Annotated in this window: 21 protein-coding genes; 5 read left to right on the forward strand and 16 right to left on the reverse strand. The window is 44.4% G+C overall.

The window, feature by feature from the left end; translation table 11 throughout:
• Positions 1–168: 168 nt before the first annotated feature.
• The 5 genes from JS40_RS01750 to JS40_RS01770 form a co-directional block, all read right to left on the reverse strand.
• Positions 169–699: a YybH family protein gene (locus tag JS40_RS01750; RefSeq protein WP_160172946.1), complete on the reverse strand. Its 531-nt coding sequence runs from the start codon at positions 697–699 to the stop codon at positions 169–171.
• 5 nt (positions 700–704) lie between these two features.
• A complete protein-coding gene (locus JS40_RS01755; protein ID WP_034257884.1) occupies positions 705–2360 on the reverse strand; it encodes a T9SS type A sorting domain-containing protein in 1656 nt (551 codons plus the stop codon).
• A 71-nt stretch (positions 2361–2431) separates the two neighbouring features.
• Positions 2432–3109 carry a DUF4412 domain-containing protein gene (locus tag JS40_RS01760; RefSeq protein WP_152558108.1) on the reverse strand — a complete coding sequence of 226 codons (678 nt, stop codon included), beginning with the start codon at positions 3107–3109 and terminating at the stop codon, positions 2432–2434.
• Positions 3110–3393: 284 nt separating this feature from the next.
• Complete coding sequence (locus JS40_RS01765) at positions 3394–4104, reverse strand: leucine-rich repeat domain-containing protein (protein ID WP_152558109.1); 711 nt, start codon at positions 4102–4104, stop codon at positions 3394–3396.
• 103 nt (positions 4105–4207) lie between these two features.
• On the reverse strand, positions 4208–4852 hold the full coding sequence (locus JS40_RS01770; protein WP_034257887.1) for an alpha/beta hydrolase: 645 nt from the start codon (positions 4850–4852) through the stop codon (positions 4208–4210).
• Between the two features lie 43 nt (positions 4853–4895).
• On the opposite strand from JS40_RS01770, the gene JS40_RS01775 reads away from it, so the two are divergent.
• From JS40_RS01775 to menD, 3 genes are read left to right on the forward strand one after another with little or no spacing between them, the layout of a single operon-like run.
• Positions 4896–5315 carry a PaaI family thioesterase gene (locus tag JS40_RS01775; RefSeq protein ID WP_034257888.1) on the forward strand — a complete coding sequence of 140 codons (420 nt, stop codon included), beginning with the start codon at positions 4896–4898 and terminating at the stop codon, positions 5313–5315.
• A gap of 5 nt (positions 5316–5320) precedes the next feature.
• Positions 5321–6388: an isochorismate synthase gene (locus JS40_RS01780; protein WP_034257890.1), complete on the forward strand. Its 1068-nt coding sequence runs from the start codon at positions 5321–5323 to the stop codon at positions 6386–6388.
• Between the two features lie 32 nt (positions 6389–6420).
• On the forward strand, positions 6421–8085 hold the full coding sequence (menD, locus tag JS40_RS01785) for a 2-succinyl-5-enolpyruvyl-6-hydroxy-3-cyclohexene-1-carboxylic-acid synthase (protein ID WP_034257892.1): 1665 nt from the start codon (positions 6421–6423) through the stop codon (positions 8083–8085).
• Here menD and JS40_RS01790 read toward each other — a convergent pair.
• Positions 8078–8500 carry a hypothetical protein gene (locus tag JS40_RS01790; RefSeq protein WP_034257894.1) on the reverse strand — a complete coding sequence of 141 codons (423 nt, stop codon included), beginning with the start codon at positions 8498–8500 and terminating at the stop codon, positions 8078–8080. The genes menD and JS40_RS01790 overlap by 8 nt on opposite strands.
• Before the next feature lie 84 nt (positions 8501–8584).
• Here JS40_RS01790 and JS40_RS01795 point away from each other — a divergent pair, with 84 nt between their 5' ends.
• Positions 8585–9445 (forward strand): CvfB family protein, encoded by an 861-nt coding sequence (locus JS40_RS01795; RefSeq protein WP_034257895.1) that lies wholly within the window; start codon positions 8585–8587, stop codon positions 9443–9445.
• Between the two features lie 99 nt (positions 9446–9544).
• On the opposite strand, the gene JS40_RS01800 is transcribed toward JS40_RS01795, so the two are convergent.
• Positions 9545–9997 (reverse strand): hypothetical protein, encoded by a 453-nt coding sequence (locus JS40_RS01800; protein ID WP_034257897.1) that lies wholly within the window; start codon positions 9995–9997, stop codon positions 9545–9547.
• Between the two features lie 43 nt (positions 9998–10040).
• Complete coding sequence (locus JS40_RS01805; RefSeq protein WP_034261924.1) at positions 10041–11162, reverse strand: C1 family peptidase; 1122 nt, start codon at positions 11160–11162, stop codon at positions 10041–10043.
• 80 nt (positions 11163–11242) lie between these two features.
• Here JS40_RS01805 and JS40_RS01810 point away from each other — a divergent pair, with 80 nt between their 5' ends.
• Complete coding sequence (locus tag JS40_RS01810) at positions 11243–12082, forward strand: 1,4-dihydroxy-2-naphthoyl-CoA synthase (protein WP_034257898.1); 840 nt, start codon at positions 11243–11245, stop codon at positions 12080–12082.
• 80 nt (positions 12083–12162) lie between these two features.
• Here JS40_RS01810 and JS40_RS01815 read toward each other — a convergent pair whose 3' ends face one another.
• The 8 genes from JS40_RS01815 to JS40_RS01850 all read right to left on the reverse strand — a co-directional run bounded on the left by JS40_RS01815 (position 12163) and on the right by JS40_RS01850 (position 22957).
• The gene (locus JS40_RS01815) at positions 12163–12801 is read right to left on the reverse strand and encodes an SDR family oxidoreductase (RefSeq protein WP_034257900.1); all 639 of its coding nucleotides are present in this window, start codon (positions 12799–12801) and stop codon (positions 12163–12165) included.
• Between the two features lie 116 nt (positions 12802–12917).
• Positions 12918–14588, reverse strand: coding sequence for an asparagine synthase B (asnB, locus tag JS40_RS01820; protein ID WP_034257901.1), 1671 nt, complete (start codon positions 14586–14588; stop codon positions 12918–12920).
• 274 nt (positions 14589–14862) lie between these two features.
• On the reverse strand, positions 14863–15387 hold the full coding sequence (locus JS40_RS01825) for a hypothetical protein (RefSeq protein WP_152558110.1): 525 nt from the start codon (positions 15385–15387) through the stop codon (positions 14863–14865).
• 67 nt (positions 15388–15454) lie between these two features.
• Positions 15455–17869, reverse strand: a complete 2415-nt coding sequence (locus JS40_RS01830; RefSeq protein ID WP_034257904.1) for an alpha-ketoacid dehydrogenase subunit alpha/beta — start codon at positions 17867–17869, stop codon at positions 15455–15457.
• A gap of 53 nt (positions 17870–17922) precedes the next feature.
• The gene (locus JS40_RS01835) at positions 17923–18147 is read right to left on the reverse strand and encodes a hypothetical protein (protein ID WP_034257906.1); all 225 of its coding nucleotides are present in this window, start codon (positions 18145–18147) and stop codon (positions 17923–17925) included.
• A gap of 46 nt (positions 18148–18193) precedes the next feature.
• A complete protein-coding gene (locus JS40_RS01840) occupies positions 18194–20962 on the reverse strand; it encodes a gluzincin family metallopeptidase (protein WP_233273933.1) in 2769 nt (922 codons plus the stop codon).
• A gap of 41 nt (positions 20963–21003) precedes the next feature.
• Positions 21004–22251, reverse strand: a complete 1248-nt coding sequence (locus JS40_RS01845; RefSeq protein ID WP_152558111.1) for a hypothetical protein — start codon at positions 22249–22251, stop codon at positions 21004–21006.
• 16 nt (positions 22252–22267) lie between these two features.
• Positions 22268–22957, reverse strand: coding sequence for an LOG family protein (locus JS40_RS01850; protein ID WP_034261925.1), 690 nt, complete (start codon positions 22955–22957; stop codon positions 22268–22270).
• Positions 22958–23013 lie beyond the last annotated feature (56 nt).

Below are 23013 nucleotides of genomic sequence, written 5' to 3' on the forward strand. Positions count from 1 at the left end.
TATGAAATAGCAACCACATTTTATCGTGGTTGCTATTTTTGATAAATATATAATTATTCCCGGTTACATGCGCTTTAAATAAATCATGGCTCCAAACGTTAATAAAATAATGTAAATTTTCAACTACATTTTAATGGTAGTGACCAAGCTCCATAAAGTCGATAATTATTAATGTAACTTCATCAATCGTGCATTGTTAAAGAAATCGGCATTCACGGCCTGTCCGTTAACGGTGCCGGTATCAAAATCCTGTACGATCATCCAACGACCGTCTAGTAACTTCAGCACGACATGAAACTGACCGTAGTAGGCAGTGGGTTCCTTATCCTTTTCGGTAAAGAGCACTCGGTAATAGCCTACCTGATATGCATGGCTGCCGGACACTTTCGAACTTTCCAATGCAAAATCGATAAATATACTGCTGTCGGCGGGTAGGGGTTTCCAATTGTCTATGGATGCCTTGTACTGCATGCCGGTAAGCAGATTTTCATCTGTAATGCGCAGCATATCGTCAGCATGCAGCGCTTTGAAGGCCTCTGCATCACGTGCTTCGTAAGACGTCTTAAAAGGCTGCCAGACTTGTTGCAAAATGGCATCTTCTGCATTGTTTTCAAAATTCTGAGCCGTAAGACTGCTTACCATAAGGCCGCAACATAGCAACAGCAAGGTACGTATCCTATTGATCTTGAATAAGTGCATAATCATTAATTGTTTACAAGGAATCGCAGGGTCTCGCTGCCTGCCGCATCGGTAATCTTCAGCAAGTAACTTCCGGAGGCCAAAGGCAGGTCAAGACGAATGGTGCCGGAAGGGTTCGTGAATGTCTTTATAAAGAGCTGCTGACCCGTAATCGCAAATACCCGCAGCGTGACGGTACCGCGACCTTCGTCCGGCACTTGTAGTTGGAGCAGTTCCCCAATAGGGTTCTGGGCCAGAGCATATCTATTCAGGGTGTCCCGTTCTTCGATTCCTAAAAGCTGTCGTATCTCATTCAATGCGAATTGGGCACTGGCGGCTGTTACCATCACGTGTGATTCATTGGTTTGTGGGATGTAACTGTTTACGAACGGGGAAGTGTGTGTACCACCTATGTCGGGTGCGGCATACCAGTCGTCTTCATTTTCGATCGCTAAAGCGGAGATCACAGGAATAAAAGAAAACGCATCCTGGTCCAGTGCTGCAATGAAATCGGCGATCACCGGGTTTCCACTTCCGTCACCCAAAGCATTGGAAATGTTGGAAGTCCCGCCGGGTGAACTATCCACACCATCCGTAAACCCGAAGGCCTGGGCATCTGCCAGAAAGGTGTCTACAGGGATCCCAAAAAAGAAGGACCGGAAGTCGGTCACATTGTTGGTCATACCTGCTTCTGGAGTAAAATGCAAGAGCACATTGGCAGTAGCACCACCACCCAGGTCCAGGGTCGTATCTACTACTTGCATCCCTGCCATTCCTGTGGTGGTCCCTTGCCCGCTACCGTTCACCATCGTGACATTTCGCACGTTCTGTGGAAAGCCCAAAGCATCCAGTTCTGCCTGAAAGGCATCCCTAAAATCGGGGGCACCTATGGGTAGTAACTTGCTGGGGTCCTGCAGATAATCAGAACCTGCCTGTAAATGTCCTAATAAATGATCATATAACATTTCTTTGGCTGCCGGGGAATTAAGGACATTATCCACGATGGCTTGTGCATCCGGGTCACCGGTTTCCTGCGCTAAATAATTAATAAGGTATTGCAAACTAATGGGAATGTTCGCGCCGCGGTGTGGCGAGTCGAAGGAAATATAGAGCCGTGTTTCGGCATCGAGACTGTTCTGTTCCATATACGACAAGGCGTAGCGGGCTATGAGTCCACCCATACTGGGTCCCAGAATCACTAGTTCCTCGTCGCCTACTTTTTGATCGTTGAGCAGATCGATAAGCGCAATCAAGACCATGGCATTTCGTTGGATATAATCAGCCCCGCCGTCGATCGCCTTTCCGTCCGTGGTATAGGCCGGAGCATTGAGCACTACAATATCAAAACCCTCATTACGCACAATATCGGCGAGGTTCTGTCCGTCGAAATTAAGACTATTGTAGAGACCTGTGATATCTCTGCTATCGCCCGGATCGAAGCCATCGAGTACGATAATGGGTTTGTCCAGCGTTCCATCCACCAGATCGAGAAAGATCTCGTATTCTCCCTCACCAAAATACGCTTGGGTCTCATCATAGCCTTGGTAGCCGATGGTGGCAACAATGGGCGTCACAACACTGCGGTGGACGATGGGAGTGGAGGTGGGTTTTTTCTGAAAATAACTTTGAGATATCGCGCTCAGGGAAACAAACGAGCAAAAGAGTAAGCAATAGTATTTCATAGAAAAAGTTTGATCTAAATGTACCAATATTTTTTTACATGCAGATTCAATTGAAGGACTGCGAACTGACCTTATTCCATTTTGCTAACGGTATATCCTTCGGAAGAAAACACAGCGGCATCAACATTAGTACTAAGGTTGATGACCTTAAGTTGGACATCGGCTTTTCCTTTTTTACTTTTCAGAAGGACTTCTAACGGAAACCCTGAAACACCTAACTGATTGAAAAGTTCGATCTCTTTCTTCGACTTTCCTTTTCCTACACTTTGATAGCTTAGCACTTGTGTCATGGATAATGGGATGTCAATATCGATCCAGACGGTTGCGACGTAGTCGTCATTTTCAGAACGAACTTCACGGGTCTTGCGACCTTCGATCTCTTTTTCTGATCCGGACGTAGCGAGCGGTAAGGTCTTTGGCGGAGATTTAAGTGCATGAGGCATCCCGGGCCAGTGGGCTTCATCCATGGGTAGGGTATACCCCAGTTTTTTACCATCCAACAGGAATAAAACAACAATTTCCTCTGTATCATTATCGAAGATCATACGCATATCGGATTCCTTGCCACGCCCGTGGAGGATCATGGCGATACGCTTGGGGGTGAAGAAATAGGAGACGGTATCGGTACGCACATTCCCATTAGGATACTGCTGCGCAACAACAAGGTCGAAGCTGCCTGTAAAGACCTGAGCAGTGGCTGTAGACGACAATGCCAGCAATAGAAGAAAATAAAAGACCTGCGTTCTCATGAGACGATCATTAACCGGAACTTATTGTAAGATAGTAAAATAAACAGAAAGTCGGATTGAAAATCCCTTGTATCACAGGCATAAAAAAAGCGGCTCCCTGGAGGAGCCGCTGCATCAGAATATAAGACCATTAATTAACCAATATTAATCCTTATATCTAAATGAACTGTAATATCGTGAGCAATATAGGGTTTTTATCGAATACACCTAATTTCTTAACCTATATCTAACATCCTTTTTCGTAAAATGTTAAATTAATGAGGGTGTTTGTATTACTTTTCTTACTAATTACCGTCATCCGGGGTTTCAATCGCTATAACCGACTGAGCCGGAGGGTTTAATAGGGTTTCTTTTAAATTTAACTTTGAACCTGAGTTCGTCAATAACACTGCAGAAAAATCGGCAGTACTGGTCAACCTATTTTCGGCTACCATCAATTCCTTCAAACTTCTGTTAACGGCCAACCCTGAAGGAATATTTCCTTCAAGTTTATTATCGAATACATTAAAGATCTCCAGTTCGGTCAAATTTCCGATTTTTTCAGGAATGCTCCCGGTAAGCGCATTGCTACTTAAATGCAATTGTTTCAACTTAGAGAGCTTTGCGATGGAAGCCGGAATGGTACCGGTTAATTTGTTTCCGTTAAAAGCCAATACTTCCAACAGGGATAGATCTCCTATACTTTCGGGTAAGGATCCCGTGATCTTATTGAATGATAATTCTAAGGTACGCAACATCTCAAGGTCGGCAATTGAGGCCGGAATAATACCTTGAACATTATTGAACAACAAGCTCAAGCTCACTACGTGATCGTTCTCTACGGTCACTCCCTGCCATTCGTTTACAGGAGTATTCGTATCCCATGATTTGATCCACTGCTCCCCTTGGGTAGCAACATACAGGTCTAACAATGCTTGCTTTTCTTTGGCCGGTACTTGTGCAAAAAGCGGTACCGTGAGTAACATGAGGCTAAAGTTTCGTAGGAATTTTTTCATGATTCGGGGGTTGATTATTCTTACATTATAAGGTAAATTAATGATATTAAAAGTTATAATGCAAAAAAAATCGATGAAATGCACAAAAATTTTAATAGAGAACCTACTGTAATTTTTTAAGGAAGGGGGTATGAACCTCGTGTACGCCTTCAAAAACCTCGATCTTGAGTCGGGATCCGAACAAATGGGTGCCTTTAAGCTGTTCTTCTGTTTTTCGTGCTTCGGTAATGTATTGATCCTTGGTTCCGTAGAGATATGTAACCGCAGTTGCTTCGGGCAGATATGCAAAGTCTGCCGCAGTAAGTTCTTTTGGGATTCCGCCGGAATGAAGAACAAGGTGGTCACAGGATACCTTTCGGTTCGCCATCCAACGGGTTACAATAGACACCCCTTGAGAATAACCTAAGAAAATGATGCGGGGTGCTTGGGTTAATGCATCCTGCTCTGCTTGAGCCACAGCATCGATATACGCAAGTACATTGTGCGTTTCCGGGATCGTTTGTTCGCGCGTAAGCCAGGAGGCGCCCACATGTTTAAATTCTTTTCCCATGTAGTACTTTGATGGTGCTTGGGGTGCGACGATATAATTAGACTCGGGATCGAGTGCTTCAAAGTACTTCAGGAAATACCTGCTTAGATAGCCCATTCCGTGAAACACAAACCAAACATTTTTGGTTTTTTCTGAAAAAGTATAGCGAGTAGAATAGGTATTGGTGGTTTGAAAAGAAACCTGTTTTTCTGAAGACATAGTTGGAGTCGATTTTGTAATTTTACAAAGGTAACGCAAAGCTATGGAGAAAACGAAACAAGACATTTTGGATCAATGTAACGATTTGTGCAAGAACAATCTGTTGGAGACCTTGCAGATCGAATTCATCGATGTCACCGAAGATACCATCGTGGCCCGAATGCCGGTCACCCCAAGGGTTCATCAACCGGATGGCATCCTGCATGGCGGGGCATCCGTGGCGTTGGCCGAAAGTGTTGGCAGTGCCGGCTCCTTTGTTTTTCTGGGGAGCAAGGAAATTCAAGTGAGAGGTATCGAGATCTCGGCCAATCACGTGAAAAGTGTACGCGACGGATTTGTCTACGCCACGGCCAAGATCCTACACAAGGGAAGGACTACACAATTGTGGCAGATTCCTATCACGAATGACAAAAACGAATTGATTTCCATGGTAAAACTAACCACCCTAACTTTACGTACATAACATGTATGGAACTAACTTTACTCGCTAAAAAACTCGAAGAACATTTTCACAAAAAGCTCCCTTTTGTACTCTATGCCTTACCCGACAGTGATAGGGTCATAGCCTGTTTTCAAAGGGATGCACAACTGCATCGCACAGAAAATTTTACAGAGAAGAGTTTTATCATGGCTCCGTTCGATTTCAAAGATCAAAATTGTTGTATACCTGCATCGGGATCCGACAGCTTTGAAGTTGTATTGCCCAAAGAAAAACTCGCATCAATAGAAGTTTCTCTCCGGGATACTGCTCAAGACAAGAACAGGCATGAACAGCTGGTGGAAAAAGCGCTACAGGCCATACGGAACCATAAGGCGGAAAAGATCGTAGTCTCCCGCAAGAAGGAGGTTTCATTGTCCCGTTTTAGTGCTTCGGAAGTATTTCAAAGGCTTTTTATGCTTTATCCGAAGGCGTTCCGGTATTTGTGGTACCATCCTGACACCGATCTCTGGTGTGGGGCCACTCCTGAGATCCTTGTAAAGACGGAAAAGAATTCCTTTACCACCATGGCATTGGCCGGTACTCAGAAATTTTCAGAAAAAACACCCATCTACTGGAATGAAAAGGAGATCGAAGAACAACAGATCGTCACCGATGCCATAACCAACAGCCTTCAGAAGGTAACAGACGTACTTAAAGTTTCTAAGGCTTATACGCATGCGGCCGGGACATTGGCGCATTTACGCTCGGATGTCACAGGCATTCTCAAGAGTAGAAAAGCTACCTTGCAGACCATCACCAAAGCATTGCATCCTACACCTGCGGTTTGTGGTACTCCAAAGCAATTTGCAAAGGAGTTTATAAAAGAGTACGAACAGTACGACCGTGAATTCTATACCGGTTTTGCAGGTCCAATTTGCGGGGATGATAAGTGCTCGGTGTTGTATGTCAATCTGCGCGCCATGAAGATCACAGGTACTACGGCATCCTTGTATGCCGGCGGCGGGATAACCAAAGGTTCGGTGCCATATGCCGAATGGCAGGAGACCCAATTTAAATTGCAAACCATGTTGCAGGTATTGCAGCCGATGCTTTAAATATTCTATCCGACTTCGTACCTTTGAGGCCGATGAAATTTTCAGATAAGCCACTATCTCAAACGGTGACACAATTGTGTCTTGCCAAAGGCATTGATCATATCGTGATCTCTCCGGGTTCTCGCAATGCTCCGCTTACCATTGGCTTCACAGAACACCCCGGGTTTACCTGCTACAGTATTGTGGACGAACGCTGTGCGGCATTTGTTGCTTTAGGTATGGCACAACAGCTAAAAAGGCCTGTGGCCGTGGTCTGTACCTCGGGCTCTGCCTTATTGAACTATTATCCAGCAGTTGCCGAAGCTTTTTACAGCGATATCCCGTTAGTGGTCCTTTCGGCCGACAGACCCTCGGCACTGCTTGAAATTGGTGACGGACAAACCATTCGGCAAAAAGATGTATTTGCCAATCATATTCTTTACAGTGCTAATTGTGAGGAAGGTGCCGCTCATCAAATAGCCAATGAGACCCTAATAAATGTCGCTTTAAATACAGCTATCGAGCTGCAAGGTCCTGTCCATATTAATGTTCCTTTTTCTGAACCACTTTATCACACTGTAGATGACCTTGTAGTGCGCCCCCAGCATGTGCCGGCACGGAAGCACCATGTTCCGGTCACCGAAGATCTTTCTTTATTTCTGAAGCATTGGAACAAGGCAGAGCGGAAGATGATTCTCTTAGGTGCGATGCCACCGCATTCTATAGACTCCAAATGGTTTGATGCACTGGTGAATGACCCCGGTGTGGTCGTCTTTACCGAAGCAACCTCCAATGCGCATCATCCTGCGTTCTTTCCGTCCATCGATCAATTGATCGCACCTTTGGACGCTGAAGGGTTTGATGCATTGCGCCCTCAAGTCTTACTTACTTTTGGAGGAATGATAGTCTCCAAGAAAGTAAAGGCCTTTTTGCGCAACTTCAAGCCGGAATTCCATTGGCATGTTGATACCAAACGGGCCTACGACACCTACTTTAAACTTGATCACCACTTTAAGACTACCGCCAACAGTTTTTTACAGACCTTCTTGCCAAGAGCCCAATCGGTAAAGAGTACTTATCAATCACATTGGGACATTATACAACAACAAAGGCGGACAAAACATACCGAATACGTGGCTTCAGTCCCGTTTTCAGATTTTAAAGTATTTTCTATTGTTTTTCGTCGTCTCCCCAAGGGCATTCATCTGCAATTAAGCAACAGTGCAACCATCCGATATGCCCAATTGTTTGATATTCATCCTTCTATCGAGGTCTTTTGCAATAGAGGCACCAGTGGTATTGATGGAAGCACGAGCACGGCGATTGGCGCCGCAATAACTTCAGGAATACCTACCGTCTATATTACGGGTGATCTAAGCTTCTTTTACGACAGCAATGCGCTTTGGAATCAATACATTCCGAAGGATTTTAAGATAATAGTGGTAAATAACGGAGGTGGAGGGATCTTTAGAATTTTACCGGGCGCTAAGGAAGCCGAGAATTTTGGGACATTCTTTGAGACCAAACATACACTCACAGCCAAGCCTTTATGTGAGCTTTTCGGGTTTGAGTATACAGCCGTGCGTGATACAGCGGCTTTGGAAGGTGCGCTAGGTAGCTTCTTTACTGCTTCAGAAGGACCTATATTACTGGAAATATTCACGCCTTCCGAAGTGAACGATACGGTGCTGCTGGATTATTTTAAATACATTAAGTAGACGTGTCTCCGGCAAGGAACGACTGTGCACATTTGTAGGCCGAAGCCAAATCATCCACTACGGTAAATGGCTTGTTAAAAAAATTAGCTTCCAGTGCCGCATTTTTCTTTCCAATCTCATCGGGGGTAATGATGACCAGACCCTTTAATGTTGGAATTTTTTCTAAGTATTTATAGTCATTGGGATTCACCGAATAAGAATTGATGCGGTTCGCTATATACACCCAAGGGCGCGTCCCTAATTTTTGAAGGCCTTTTATCAAAATGGAGAAACCTGTAATGTAGGATATCGTGACACCTTCATAAGCTTCTACAACCACGATATTATCGTAAAAAAACACCATGCCCAGATCTGTTTCCAAAACATGGCGTAGTGAAACCGATGCGGGAAAATTGTGGGGAGATGTCGCATTCATCGATCGTGAAATTAACAAATAGGATTGAATTTCGCTTCATTTTTTTGTCCTTTTTATCGCTTCGGAAATTGTATCTTTGCAGCTATGATTCAACTTGGTGAATATAATACACTTAGCATTCTTCGAGAGACCGACCCGGGACTGTATTTAGGCGATTCGGAAGGTAATGAAGTGCTTTTACCCCACAAGTACAAACCGGAATCCTTTGAAATTGGGGACGAGTTGCAGGTATTTTTATATCTGGATAACGAAGAACGACCCATAGCCACCACTTTAGAACCTTTTGTGACACTGCACAACTTCGGTTATCTGCATTGCAGTGATGTGAACGAATATGGAGCTTTTATGGATTGGGGTCTGGAAAAACAATTGTTCGTCCCGTTCAAGGAACAGGCACGCCCCATGAAAGTAGGGAGTTGGTATATTGTTTACCTTTATTTGGACGAGGTAACAAACAGGCTTGTAGGATCCAGCAAGACCAATCGTTTTGTGGATAACACCGAAGTAACCGTAGCAAAATTCGATACTGTGGATGTACTGGTGACACATCTTACTGAAAAAGGAGCCAATGTGATCGTTAACGGAAAGCACAAGGGATTGATTTATATCGATGATATTTTTGAGGACATACGCAGTGGTGACAGGCTTACCGCTTATGTAAAAAAAGTGCGTGAGGACAATAAGATAGACGTAGTCCTGCAACCTCCCGGCTACAGAAGTATCGAACCGAACGCTAATTTCATCCTGGATGAACTTAAAGCAGCCGGCGGCTTCTTAGCCTTGCATGATAAGACCGACCCCGACACCATAAAAAATGAATTGGGGATGAGCAAGAAAAGCTTTAAAAAGGCGATAGGAACCCTCTACAAAGATAAACAGATAGAGATCAAGGATGATGGGATCGAACTTATCGATGACTTTGATACGGGAGGAGAAGAAAACTAAGACCGGAAGTGGATGCTTTTCTGTTTCGGTGAACTTAGCACAGGTGAAACGCTACGTGAAAAACTTTTAGATCGTAATCTTACTTTTGGAGTTTAAAATTTAATACCCTCTACCTACACGATAAGGAGCACAGCGTGAACAGATACCCACCGGTGGACAGGGATCTAACAGGTCAAGACCACGCACTTCTTTATATGCAATATTCTTCACTCCCGAAGCAGCATCAGCCGGATATACACCTTGTCCTCTTACGGTAAAACCAAATTCTTTTTGTAACAGCGGAGCAGCATCTACCTTACGTTGTACGAAATTTTCGTTCGCTGCAATTGCCGTGATCATGTCTACGGGTTGGCGGTAATTTTCGGTATTCATCTGGAAGGTCTTAAGCTTGGTGTTGAGGACCGGAGCCTTATCCAGCGTAAAAGACGTAGTAGTAAGTTCCTCTATTTCCGGAAGTGATTCGGCGGTGATCGTGAAATAACGTGTCTCAAAATCGTATTGCGCACTCGCCAAAAGCGGAAGAAAAAAAAGGAGATAAAGGACGTTTCTCATGTGAGCAAATGTATCAAAAATGATTCCCAATTATCAAAAACCACTAAAAGTTTAACTTTTTTGAGGTATTCTTTGGAACAGCATCTTTGTGCACCATAATACTAATGGCCTTTAAGCGCATATAGGCTTCACTAAAATAGACATAACCACCATTGGCGTTTCGACTTTCGTCCGTGCCCCAGCTATTCTTTACTTTGTAATATTTGGTACCGTTCTGGTCGCGAAGCATACCGGTGATATGCATTAAATGATCATCGGTCGTGCTGTAGTTCTCAAATTCCTGTTGCCGGAATTCTTGGGTCACAACGGCTTCGGGATAGATCCCTTGCAAGGCTTTGATATTGTTTTCAGAATCTTTTGGAACAACCGCTACGCCATCCTTCGATGAAAAAGTTCGTTCGCTTACATCACAATCCAACTCCACCGAAAAACCCTGCTCCAGTGCATGATCTACAATAGAGATCATTTCGTCTAGAGGGACATTGTACATAGAACCATTGCTCCAGTTGTCCGGGATATTCAAGATAAATTCAGAATAGAAAGGCGCATGAGCAAAAGAGGTGATGGTCACATAATCGGATGGCTCGAGTGTTGTCATCGTCAAGAAGGTCTTTGGTGTATATTGCTTACCTTCGTAGGTGAAGGTCTCAGGGTTCTTTCCTAAATAGACATCAAGTACCGAGGCGACGGCTTTTTTCCAAGTAGAACTTAAAGAACGCCCGGGATTCTCCACATAGGTTTTGACCATGGCTTCGAGAACCGCAATCAGTTCGGCATGGTTATGATTTTCTTCGGAAGGGAACAAACCACTGTATGCTTCGTTAGGTACTAACCCGTACATTGCAACCGAATTGATGACATCGTGCGCCAAGCCGCCTTCACTAAATTGCGCTTTGCCTTGTCGCATTACAAAATTCTCTGCCTTTAGCGGATAAATGTTACGCACGGTGTACATTTCGGAAAGATCGATCTGCTTCCCTGTGCGCCGCATGATCTCCGATTCTAAAAAGGAAGAGGTCGAAAAGCTCCAGCAGGTTCCGGTTCGGCCCTGGCTAATCACCGGCGTGGTTTCCAGGTCTATGACTTCGGTAAACTGGTAAGGCGTTTGCGCTGAAAGCGGAAATGAAAGGAAAAAAATTCCGAAGAAAAAAAATAAAATTCGCATGGTGTTTCTTTTAGTACTTCCTAAATCTGCCATAGGCAAATGTGTCCAGAAGTCTTATCTTTGACGTAAAAATAAGAATTATGCATACACCGAATTGGAAAACGGCGAAAGAATATTCAGATATCACTTATAAAAAATGCGACGGAGTGGCACGTATCGCTTTCAACCGTCCCGAAGTACGTAATGCGTTTCGCCCCAAGACCACATCTGAACTGTTGGATGCCTTCCACAACGCACAAGAAGATACAAGTATTGGCGTTGTGTTGTTATCGGCAGAAGGTCCGTCACCAAAAGACGGTGTCTATAGTTTTTGCAGTGGTGGCGATCAAAAAGCACGAGGTCACCAAGGATATGTTGGGGACGATGGGTATCACAGATTGAATATTCTGGACGTACAGCGTTTAATTCGCTTTATGCCCAAAGCGGTGATCTGTGTTGTGCCCGGTTGGGCGGTTGGCGGAGGACACAGCTTGCATGTAGTGTGCGATCTCACCCTTGCCAGCAAGGAACACGCCATCTTCAAACAAACCGATGCCGATGTGACCAGTTTTGACGGAGGTTACGGAAGCGCATATCTGGCTAAAATGGTAGGGCAGAAGCGGGCACGGGAGATCTTTTTCCTCGGAAGGGATTACAGCGCACAAGAAGCTTATGAAATGGGGATGGTGAATGCCGTGATCCCGCATGAATCTCTAGAGCAGACTGCCTTTGAATGGGCACAGGAAATTTTGGCAAAATCGCCAACGTCCATTAAAATGTTGAAATTCGCCATGAACCTTACCGACGACGGAATGGTGGGGCAACAGGTCTTTGCCGGGGAAGCAACACGACTGGCGTACATGACTGATGAGGCCAAAGAAGGCCGGGATGCATTTCTAGAGAAGCGAAAGCCCAATTTTGATAAAAAATGGTTGCCGTAATGTGGCCTACTCGAAATATTAGATACGTAAAAAAGCAGGATTCTATGCTGCTTTTTTGATCTATTTGTATATCACATACCTTATGACAGCACCTGAAATTCTTCTACAGCTTTTTCGATCTTAGTTTCGCCGGTAAGGATCTCGAATGCCTGATTTTTTGCGACTTCTGTGTCGAGACTCTTCACAAGTGTTCTCGCAACATCCCATCGTGGGATCTCACCGCGTTCGTTGAGTTTGTGCTCCAACTTGATCTTACCGAGTCCTTCGTTGTTTGTTAAAGCCCCCGGACGTACGATCGTAAAAGTGAGTCCGCTTATATCCAAATATTGATCGGCATTGTGTTTTGCCTTTAGATACTCCTGGATCTCTGAAGCTTCTTCGGGCTTGTCGGCTCCCATGGAGCTTAGCATCACAAATTTCTTTACCCTATCTTTTTTGGCAGCGTCAATAAGTTTCTTTGCACCCTCCTGATCCACATTGACAACATCCTTACCTCCCGAGCCGGCTGCAAAGATCACCCGGTCAATACCCTGAGTGGTATGGGACACATCCCCTGTGAGATCGGCAAGTACGGTAGCTACTTGCTGAGATTCAAAATCCTGTTGCTGTTCCTGTTTCCGAACCATGGCCACAGGTGTGAACTGTTCAGAATCCTTTAAGAGGGCTACTATTTTTTTTCCTGTGGTGCCTGTTGCACCGGCTACTAATATCTTTTCCATACCCTTAAGATACGAACTATCTGTTGGAATGAATGCTCCCAGCTCCCTGTTTAACTTGGTTTTAGTAGCTTTTTAATGGAAATTAACAGCTTCTCCTGCAATGCGTTCGTTCCTATCTATTTTTGATACGCATCGGCATGTACTTTTGCTACTGCACGGCCACTGGGATCATTCATATTCTTAAAGCTCTCATCCCATTCTAAGGCAATTGGACTGCTACACGCTACGCTGGGAACCGAAGGAACACTTAAGGCAGCTGCATCGCTAGGGAAGTGTTCTTCGAAGATGGACCGGTAGAAGAACTCCTCTTTGCTTGTAGGCGTTTGCAAGGGGAATCGGTATTGCGCATTCGCCATTTGTTCATCGGTAACTTGCTCATTCACCATTTCCTTCAAGGTATCTATCCAACTGTATCCCACACCATCACTAAACTGTTCTTTCTGTCGCCAAGCGACGCTGGCAGGGAGCATGTCTTCAAATGCTTTGCGAAGCACCCATTTTTCCATACGTTCGCCGTTGATCATCTTATCATTGGGATTGATTCGCATAGCTACATCCATAAACTCTTTGTCCAAGAATGGCACACGACCTTCGATTCCCCAGGAAGCGAGTGATTTATTGGCCCGCAAACAATCGTACATGTGGAGTTTCTCTAACTTTCGCACCGTCTCTTTATGAAATTCTTCAGCATTTGGCGCTTTGTGAAAGTATAAATACCCCCCAAAGATCTCATCGCTTCCCTCTCCGGACAGCACCATCTTTATCCCCATGGCTTTAATAGCTCTTGCCATTAGGTACATTGGGGTCGAGGCGCGAATTGTAGTGATGTCGTAAGTTTCTAAATGATAGATGACATCACGCAATGCGTCGATACCCTCTTGGATGGTAAACTTGATCTCATGGTGGACCGTTTCCAGATGATCGGCGACCTTTTGGGCTGCGGCAAGATCCGGAGAACCTTCCAGTCCTATCGCAAAAGAATGGAGTTGCGGCCACCAAGCCTTGTCTTGGTCATCACTTTCAATACGTTTTTCGGCATATTTCTTTGCAATGGCTGATGTTATGGAAGAGTCCAGTCCGCCGGAAAGTAATACGCCATACGGTACGTCACTCATCAATTGACGATGCACCGCATCTTCCAAGGCTTTCCGAAGTGCCGCAATACTGGTCTCATTATCCTTAACCGCCTCATACGCCATCCAATCCCGTTGGTACCATCGTTTTAGTGTTCCTTCGTCGCTATCCAGGTAATGTCCGGGAGGGAAAAGTTCGATCTTTGTACAAACCCCTTCCAACGCCTTTAATTCGGATGCGACATAGAAGGTACCGTCCTTATCCCAACCCATATACAGCGGGATGATACCCATGTGGTCACGCGCCACTAAATATGCATTCCGTTCAACATCGTAGATGGCAAAGCCAAAAATACCGTTCAGTTCGTCCAGAAAAGTATTCCCTTTTTCTTTATAAAGTGCCAGGATCACTTCGCAGTCGCTTTTTGTTTGAAACTCGTAGCGTCCTTCAAATTGTTTCCGAAGACTTTGGTGGTTATAGATCTCTCCATTGGCAGCCAGGACAAGATTCCTATCTGGAGAGAACAGGGGCTGTTTCCCCGAAGTAGGATCCACGATTGCAAGACGTTCGTGGGCCAGGATCGCTTTTTCGGAATCGAAGATCCCGCTCCAATCGGGACCGCGATGACGAATACATTTGGCCATTTCCAATAGTTGGGGCCGTAATTTTTCAGAAGGTTGCTTCAGTTCGAAGGCGCATACAATACCACACATAATTTCTATATTTTATTTGGTTAGTTAATATTTCATTCGATACTTCCTTGCTAAGGAAGTAACTATCTCATTGGACACAGAACATTTAGGCACAAAAAAACCCGTCAGGTTGGAAACTTGACGGGTCTTAAGTATAGGGTACAAGTTTCTGTTACGTCCGGGCGTTATTATTATTATTATTATTATTATTTACTAGGATCAAAAACATGACTTGTTTCTTTTCGTCTTGAATATCAAATATTAGACAATTTTTTCAGCTTTCCAAAAAAAAACATCAATACTTAAAAACCAAGAGTGCTTCAGGGAGCTCTTTTTTAGGGATCGGCCTCCCATCAATGCTGTAGTAGGCCATTTGAATGTACGCCTGATTTCTCAATTTTACCTGATATATCTGTCGTTTTGGTTCGTAAAGCGTGAATAGCCGGGCGCTTTCAACTTCATAATCGTCAAAGGCTTTCCGAACCTGTATCATGATATCGGATGGGATAATTGCGGTTTCCAGAAACTTTGCATCGTAGAACAGCATACCATTGGGTAAGTAGGTAGCGAAATGAGTGTTGGTACTAAAGCTATCGCCAAATTGTGATATGTAACGCACGGGTGCATCATCGCCGGCAGTGAGTCCGCGATCGATGAACCACTCATTTACATAACCATCCGGAAAGTTGGCCTTTTGTGAAGCGAGCACGACTTGAGGTACTTCGGCTTCAGGAATGGGATCATTGTTCAATGGGGTTTCCTGAGCAATCATAAAACCCGCTATGTAAAGGGAACAAAGGAGTAGCGTAATTTTTTTCATAATAGTGATTTCTTAGCTTTTTTTCTTAAGATACACTATTAGGTCTCAGAATCATAGCACTTTAAGACTACCTTAACTTTGGAAAGTTCTTGGGGTCTGCTTCATGCATTATACGATAGACGGTTTCAAAAATATCTTCTGCTGAAGGTTTTGAAAAATAATCACCATCGGTTCCATAGGCCGGACGATGTGGTTTCGCAGCCAGGGTTTGCGGTTTGCTATCTAAATATTGGTACCCGTTTTGAACATCCACGATTTCGTTCATAATATAGGCCGAAGCGCCACCGGGGACATCTTCGTCTATCACCAATAACCGATTGGTCTTACGGACGCTTTTTACCAGATCTTGGTTGAGGTCCAAAGGTAATAGCGACTGCACGTCGATCACTTCGACATCGATCCCGACCTGTTGTAGTTCTTTTGCGGCGTCTTCGACAATACGCAGCGTGCTTCCGTAGGAAACGAGGGTAATGTCAGATCCTTCCTTTACAGTTTCCACGAGTCCTATAGGCGTTCGAAGCGATCCAAGGTTGTTAGGCATCTTCTCTTTTAAACGGTAGCCGTTCAAACACTCAACAATAAGTGCCGGTTCATCGGTTTCCAGCAGGGTGTTATAGAATCCTGCCGCCTTTGTCATATTCCTTGGCACTAAAATATACATCCCTCTAAGTAGGTGGACCAATCCACCCATTTGGGATCCGCTATGCCATATTCCTTCCAGGCGATGGCCCCGTGTACGAACAATTAGAGGAGCTTTTTGGCGCCCTTTGGTGCGATAGCGCAGCGTAACAAGGTCATCACTCATGATTTGAAGACAATAGAGAATATAGTCCAGATACTGGATCTCGGCAATAGGACGTAAGCCTCGCATCGCCATGCCAATTCCTTGACCCAGGATAGTAGCTTCTCGAATTCCGGCGTCACTTACGCGGTATTCGCCATACTTTTCCTGCATGCCTTCAAGCCCTTGATTTACATCACCTATCTTGCCTGCATCCTCTCCAAATATAAGTACTTCAGGATGCTTCGAGAAGATCGCGTCAAAATTATCTCTAAGGATCAATCGACCGTCCACTTCTTCGGCATCATCTGCGTATACCGGCGGTACCTCTTCGATCGTCGTGCCATTCTCTTCTGCTTCGGAATAAAGGTCTGAGCTGTATTTAGGCTGAATGGTCTCAAAGTAATTCTCGATCCAGTCCAGTAATTGTCGTTTTTCTGAAGATTCTTCGTTCACCACATATCGAAGAGCTTTTCGAGTAGCAGCCGCAATGTTTCTGCGGAGGGGTTCCTTATCTGAAGCGAGCTCGTTCTTGATCTTCTCGATGAAGTTCTTATTGGAAGAGCTTTCTGCCAGATTCGCTAATAAAGTGATCGCTTCTTGTTGTTCTTTCCGTTGCGGTGCTAAGAAGGCTTCCCAGGCTGCTTTCTTTCCATCACGAACTTCTTTTTTAATGGACTTTTCGATCTCGTCGAGAGAAGCTTCGGTTGCAATATTATTTGCGATCATCCACTCGCGCATCTTTAAGTTGCAATCGTATTCACGTTCCCACTGAAGTCGTTCTTCACTTTTATAGCGTTCGTGAGATCCACTGGTGGAGTGCCCTTGAGGTTGTGTAAGTTCAAGTACGTGGATCAATACCGGTACGTGCTCTTCACGAGCCAGTGCGCTTGCTTTTTGATAGGTTTCTATAAGGACAGGGTAGTCCCATCCTTTTACGCGCATGATCTCATAGCCTTGATCTTCCTCCGTACGTTGAAATCCTTTAAGGATCTCAGAGATATTCTCTTTAGTGGTTTGGTGTTTCGCATGTACTGAAATTCCATAGGCATCATCCCACACGCTCATGACCATAGGTACTTGTAATACGCCCGCGGCATTGATGGTTTCCCAAAACAAGCCTTCGCTGGTACTCGCATTTCCAATGGTTCCCCAGGCCACCTCGTTTCCATTGATGGAAAATGTTGTTTTATTTTTAATACCCTTTACATTACGGAAGATCTTGGATGCCTGTGCCAGACCTAATAGTCGTGGCATTTGTCCCGCAGTAGGAGAGATGTCGGCGCTGCTATTCTTCTGCGCAGTGAGATTCTTCCACTGGCCTTGGGCGTCCAGACTATGTGTGGCAAAATGACCACCCATTTGACGACCGGCACTCATAGGATCGGCCTCAAGATCGGTATGCGCATAGAGTCCGGCAAAGAACTGCTGTATGGAAAGTTCTCCAATGGCCATCATAAATGTTTGATCGCGGTAATACCCGCTTCGCCAATCTCCGTTTTTAAAAGCCTTTGCCCATGCGAGTTGCGGTACTTCCTTACCATCTCCAAAGATCCCGAACTTTGCCTTTCCCGTGAGGACCTCCCGTCGCCCCAGTAAACTGCATTCCCGACTGGTTACTGCAATTTTGTAGTCGTTCAAGACCTCGGCTTTAAAATCATCAAAAGAAAGTTCGCTATTCGTCTCCGGATTTGTTTGCATCTTCAAAAAATTAGGGATTACAAAAGTAGCGAAAATGAGGCAATTTTGCAGGCTTAGGATTTAGATTTCGGTAATAGCTTCATAATTAGCAATCTCGCCAAGAGAAGAAAGGGGAGACCGTGCATTACTACATCAAACCAATCTGTTAATGTCATACCATTGGCACCGCCGGCGATCCATTTAATCTTTCCCCACAGGTGTGGTTCGGGAAAGAATGGTGCCAGCCCCAAGGTTAGGCATAAGAGTACAATGATGCGCCAGTCGTTAAAGAAACTCATGAACAAAGATTTTTAGTGTATGCATACGTTTTTCAGAATCCAACCATCAATACCACTCCCTCGTGAAAAGACTTAACAATGTCTTTATGTCCAGTGTGACGATAAAACGAACTTTTTGATCGTAGTTGGGTAGTCCCGGTTCCCACCCCAAATTAGAATAGAGAGGAAAGTACAGTTCAAAATAATCTGCGACTAGGTTCGCTCGAATTCCGGTATCAAAAACTGCATTGGTGCCTCTGCCTTTATTATGGACCAAGCCCACATCTCCATACGCATAGATCCATTTCCAGATATTCGTGCTGGCATTCACGGTTGTGATCCAACTGTTGGCAAAGGCCGGTTCCAACTGCGACTTAAATCCACCTTCGGCGATTATAAGTTGCTGACTGAATAAACCGGAATCTTCGCTTCTTCCGTAATAATTATAATCCAGGAGATAATCGGTAGGTCTGTCCAGCGCAAAGCTGAAGAAATCTTCATCTTCCCGGGTATCGTTAAAGACAAAGATGCCCGCAAAGAATCGCAGATTCAATTGGCGGTTGTTCAAAAATAATTTTCGGTATTCTAAGGTAGTGGAAATTTTACTGAATTTAGCTGAGATCTGATAATCCACAACTCCTCTGAAATAATTGATCAGGTTAGGATTAGAATACACATATTGCAGGTCGAAAACACTATAATTGGGGTCTTGATCCGGGTCCATAGGATTGTCGTCTCTAAAAATGTTGACACTCCTTAAATTAATGAATTGTTTTTCATTATTCCGCAGGTCCTCATTTCTGAAAGCAAACGTCATAAAGGGAGTGAACTTTCGGAAAAAGAGGTCTTCGTCGTAGGACAGATAGCTTCCGGCGATCCCGTACCGCATAGCATACAGCGGCTGGTCCTTAAATTGTTGTGTGTAGATAAGCGAACCACTTCCCAGTAAGGTGTTGGAACGCAATCCAAGCTTCGGTGTGAAATTGTAATGAAAAGCCTTCGGAAGTACGGTTTTATTATAAAGTTTTGCTCCAAGGATCAAACCATCGTAGAGATTGTAATCGAATTCGGGCATAAAAAACAACTGATTGTACCTCGAGTCACCTACATCCTGAAAAAGGCGGAATTGGACCGGACGGTTCAACAGACCTGAGACATTATGGTAATTATTTCGCTGGTTATATTCCGGGATGATCTCCTCGTAATTAAGTACTAATTTTCGAATATCCTTGGCAGGAACCATGACCGTTGCGGTAGAGTCGACAGGTAAAAGCCATTGTTTGAAAACGATACTTTCTTTATTGATACCGTATAGCGAAACAGGCATGGAATTATTGCGTAAGTTCTTCACCAAAACCTCTAATGAGTCCCCTCGTTTTCGGACTTTCTTTATCTTAAAATCAATAGTGGTATGTGTTCCCACATAGTCGTCAAAGAACCAATCGATAGGTAACGTAGTGTTTGCAGTAAGTGTCTCTTTAAACTGCCCGGAGGTTACAGGCTTTAATCGATAATTCGCATAGAACTCCTTGATCGCATTATTCAATTGGTCCCTCCCTAAATAGTCGGCTACATAATCCAGTCCGTCACCACCGTAATAGTCACCTGCAATGTTCTTATTGAACTTTACCAGAGAGTCTTTAGGGGTCGTAAGCGCTTGATTCAAATTATTTCGCGCCATATTGAGATAGAGAAGCGGGTATTGATCATTGAATTCCAGCTTCGACGCATGCGACCAGCGGATCACCCAAAAGTTGCTAAGGTTTCCAATGATCTTCATTTTTGGGTAATAGGTTTCCACATAATCCATCATTAAATAGATCTGTAGAGCTCCCGTGAGCCAGTAATCATTGCGAGGGTGAAGAGGAAGTGTATTCTCTATATAGTTTCGGGTGATGGCCTTAAGCTGTTCCATGTCGTATTCGAAACCATCGGGGAACGGACTAATAAAATCGGGAAGCTGATTTAAACCATAAACAGGATTATTCTTATAGTCTGACTCACTGATTACCATCTTTTCGAAAGGATATTCACCTAACCTGTTCTCTAAGAAATAAGTGATTCGGTCTATCAATAAGGCTTTTATAGGAGGTGACACTTTCTTATCCTCTAGATTTGTGATCACCTCAACACGATCTGTCACCACACTTTTAAAATTCGATTGTTGTTCTAAATGTACGATCGCTTTGACTCGATCTGCACCTTCGAGTCGTGTTGTTTTCGTTTTTTCGGAAATGGTTTCAGAAACAACTGTAAGATCTGATATCACATGGTAGCGCAGGGGCGTATGGAATGTGATCGTAAAGTGAGAGGGCAGTAAATACAGGTCGTCCGTATTTTTGTTGCTGTACGCCTGCCATTCACCATTGTACACAGCCGGAGATATATACCAATGCTGTAATCTATAGTCATTTTCACGCGTCACACCGTATCTCGTGAACTTATCGCTGGGGATCTTGATCGTATAAAGAAATTTTAATGTTACTTCCTGGTCGGGGAGCAACGGTTCCGGCAAAGCTACTTTTAAAATATCCACGGCTTCACCACGTTCCCATTCCAGCGGAAGTCCTGTGGCATTGGCAATGCTAAATACTGTCGTGCTGCCGCGATCTTCTTTTTTTTCAAAATGGAAGGAACTGTCGTAATTTTCGGCAAATCGCTTCGCTAAAGGGGTGGTCTTATTCGAAAAACTATTGGCCCAATCGTTAAAATAGATGGTCGAAAGTGGCGTGTTGGATGTGTTCCTGAAAGTGACCTGCTGCTTGATATTCACTTCCTTCTTTGCGGGATCCAGGGTAGCATCTATAACAATGTCGTGCTGGGCAAACAGGCTCACTGTCCAGCAACAAAAAACAAGTATTAAAAGGCGTTTGAGGATCAAGAAGTCTTAAGAAATTTGAGAGGTTTACTGCCGGGAACCCTGTTTTTTATATAATAGATGCCGTTGGCAAGATGCGCTACCGGTATTGTGATTGCTTCGGAAGCAGCACTGTTCACGGTCATCAACCGCTGCCCCAACACGTTATAAATGTCAAAGGTCATTGGCTCCACAAACCCATCTATTTGTACGGAAAGTATTTCCGAAGCAATAGTATGCTCGAGACGGAAACCGCTTTCAGATGAATGTATGTCTGCCACGCCAAGAACGATCTGTCTGTCGGTTTCCAATTCCATCACCACAGGAAGATGATCGCTCATGCTGAATAATGAATTTCGTAATAACTGACCGTACACTCCATCACAAGAGGCGTCGCTAATGTCGTTATTGTAACAGTTCCCGTTATTTCCGAAGGCTTTGTACGTATCCGGCACATAGCGCAAGGTAGGATCTGAGGTCATATTCTGGGAGATCATTATAAAGTCGAAACGGTCATCCAAGCCGCCACCGGCACCGGCACCGAAAGTTCCCGAACTTATACGGGTACTCTGGGTATGGATGTCTTGGAAGGCGATGTTATTATTCCAGTCCCCGGGACGATCGATAGGGTCGGCCATGGTGATATTATTGGAGGTGTCCAGAAGCTCCTGATAGGCGGGTTCGTTAGCATCATACAAATTAAGGTCTCCGGCGAAGATCACGTATGCATTTGGGTCGATGGTGCTTAAGTAATCTGTAAAAGCAGTGACCATATCCAAACGCTGTGCTTCATTACTGCTTCCTTGACTGGATTTTAAATGGGTCACGAATATTTCTAAGAATACCGGATTGGTGGTTCCGTCTGTGGTGCTAAGTTTTAACCTGTAGTGGTTGATATCACGAATATTGGTAGTGATCACTTCCGAAGATTCCAGTGTAAACATTCCTGTCCTGAAAAAAAGTAACTGTTGCAAGTTAGAGGAACCCGATTGATTAAGCACGAAGGGTGCGCGCGAATACTGGCCGTCACCGTCATTTAAAGAAATATCCAAGATTAGATCTGCGCCAACTTCGTTTTCAAGTTCACACACCATAAAGATATCGGGTTCGTAATCGTTCAAGACATTACGAAGTATCTCCGAACGACTTCCCGGCAAGGCAGAGGGGAACTCCAGTAAATTATAGAACATGGTCTTGATCACTTCCTGGGCAGAAAGTGTAAAACCGAAGAAGATAAAAGCAATATATAGACCTTTTTTCAGCATCAATTAGGGGCGTTGTAAATTAGAAATTCGGACTTAAGTTATATTTATCGTAGAAGCTATTGAGGATGTCCAGCACCTCATCTTCTGTATCCACGACATGAACCAGGTCCATATCTTCCGGGCTAATGTTGTTGTTCATCTCAAGCAGGGTATTTTTGATCCAATCCATGAGACCGCTCCAAAATTCGGTGCCGACCAGGATTAGCGGGAACTTGTCGATCTTATGGGTCTGAATGAGGGTGAAGGCTTCAAAGAACTCATCCAATGTGCCAAATCCGCCCGGCATGACCACAAAGCCCTGAGAATATTTTACAAACATTACCTTTCGTACAAAGAAATAGTCAAAGTCTATGCTTTTGTCACTATCGATGTACGGATTGTCATGTTGCTCGAACGGAAGGGTAATGTTGAGCCCTACCGAAGTTCCGCCCGCCAGGTGTGCACCCTTGTTACCGGCTTCCATGATCCCGGGGCCACCGCCCGTGATCACACCGTAACCGTTCTCTGTGATTTTTTTAGCAATGCGTTCGGCCAGTTTGTAATATTTATGATTCGGTTTGGTACGTGCAGATCCGAAGATCGACACACAGGGACCAATACGACTCATTTTCTCGTAACCATTCACAAACTCTCCCATGATCTTAAAGATCGCCCAGGAGTCGTTCGTCTTTACTTCGTTCCAGTTTTTCGGAGTATTCTCGTGTCTCATGAATTCGTTTTCTTTCTTCCGTTGTGAACCGGTCACCGGGTCACATAGTTATAACA

Source organism: Altibacter lentus (assembly GCF_000746845.1).
Taxonomy (GTDB): Bacteria; Bacteroidota; Bacteroidia; order Flavobacteriales; family Flavobacteriaceae; genus Altibacter; species Altibacter lentus.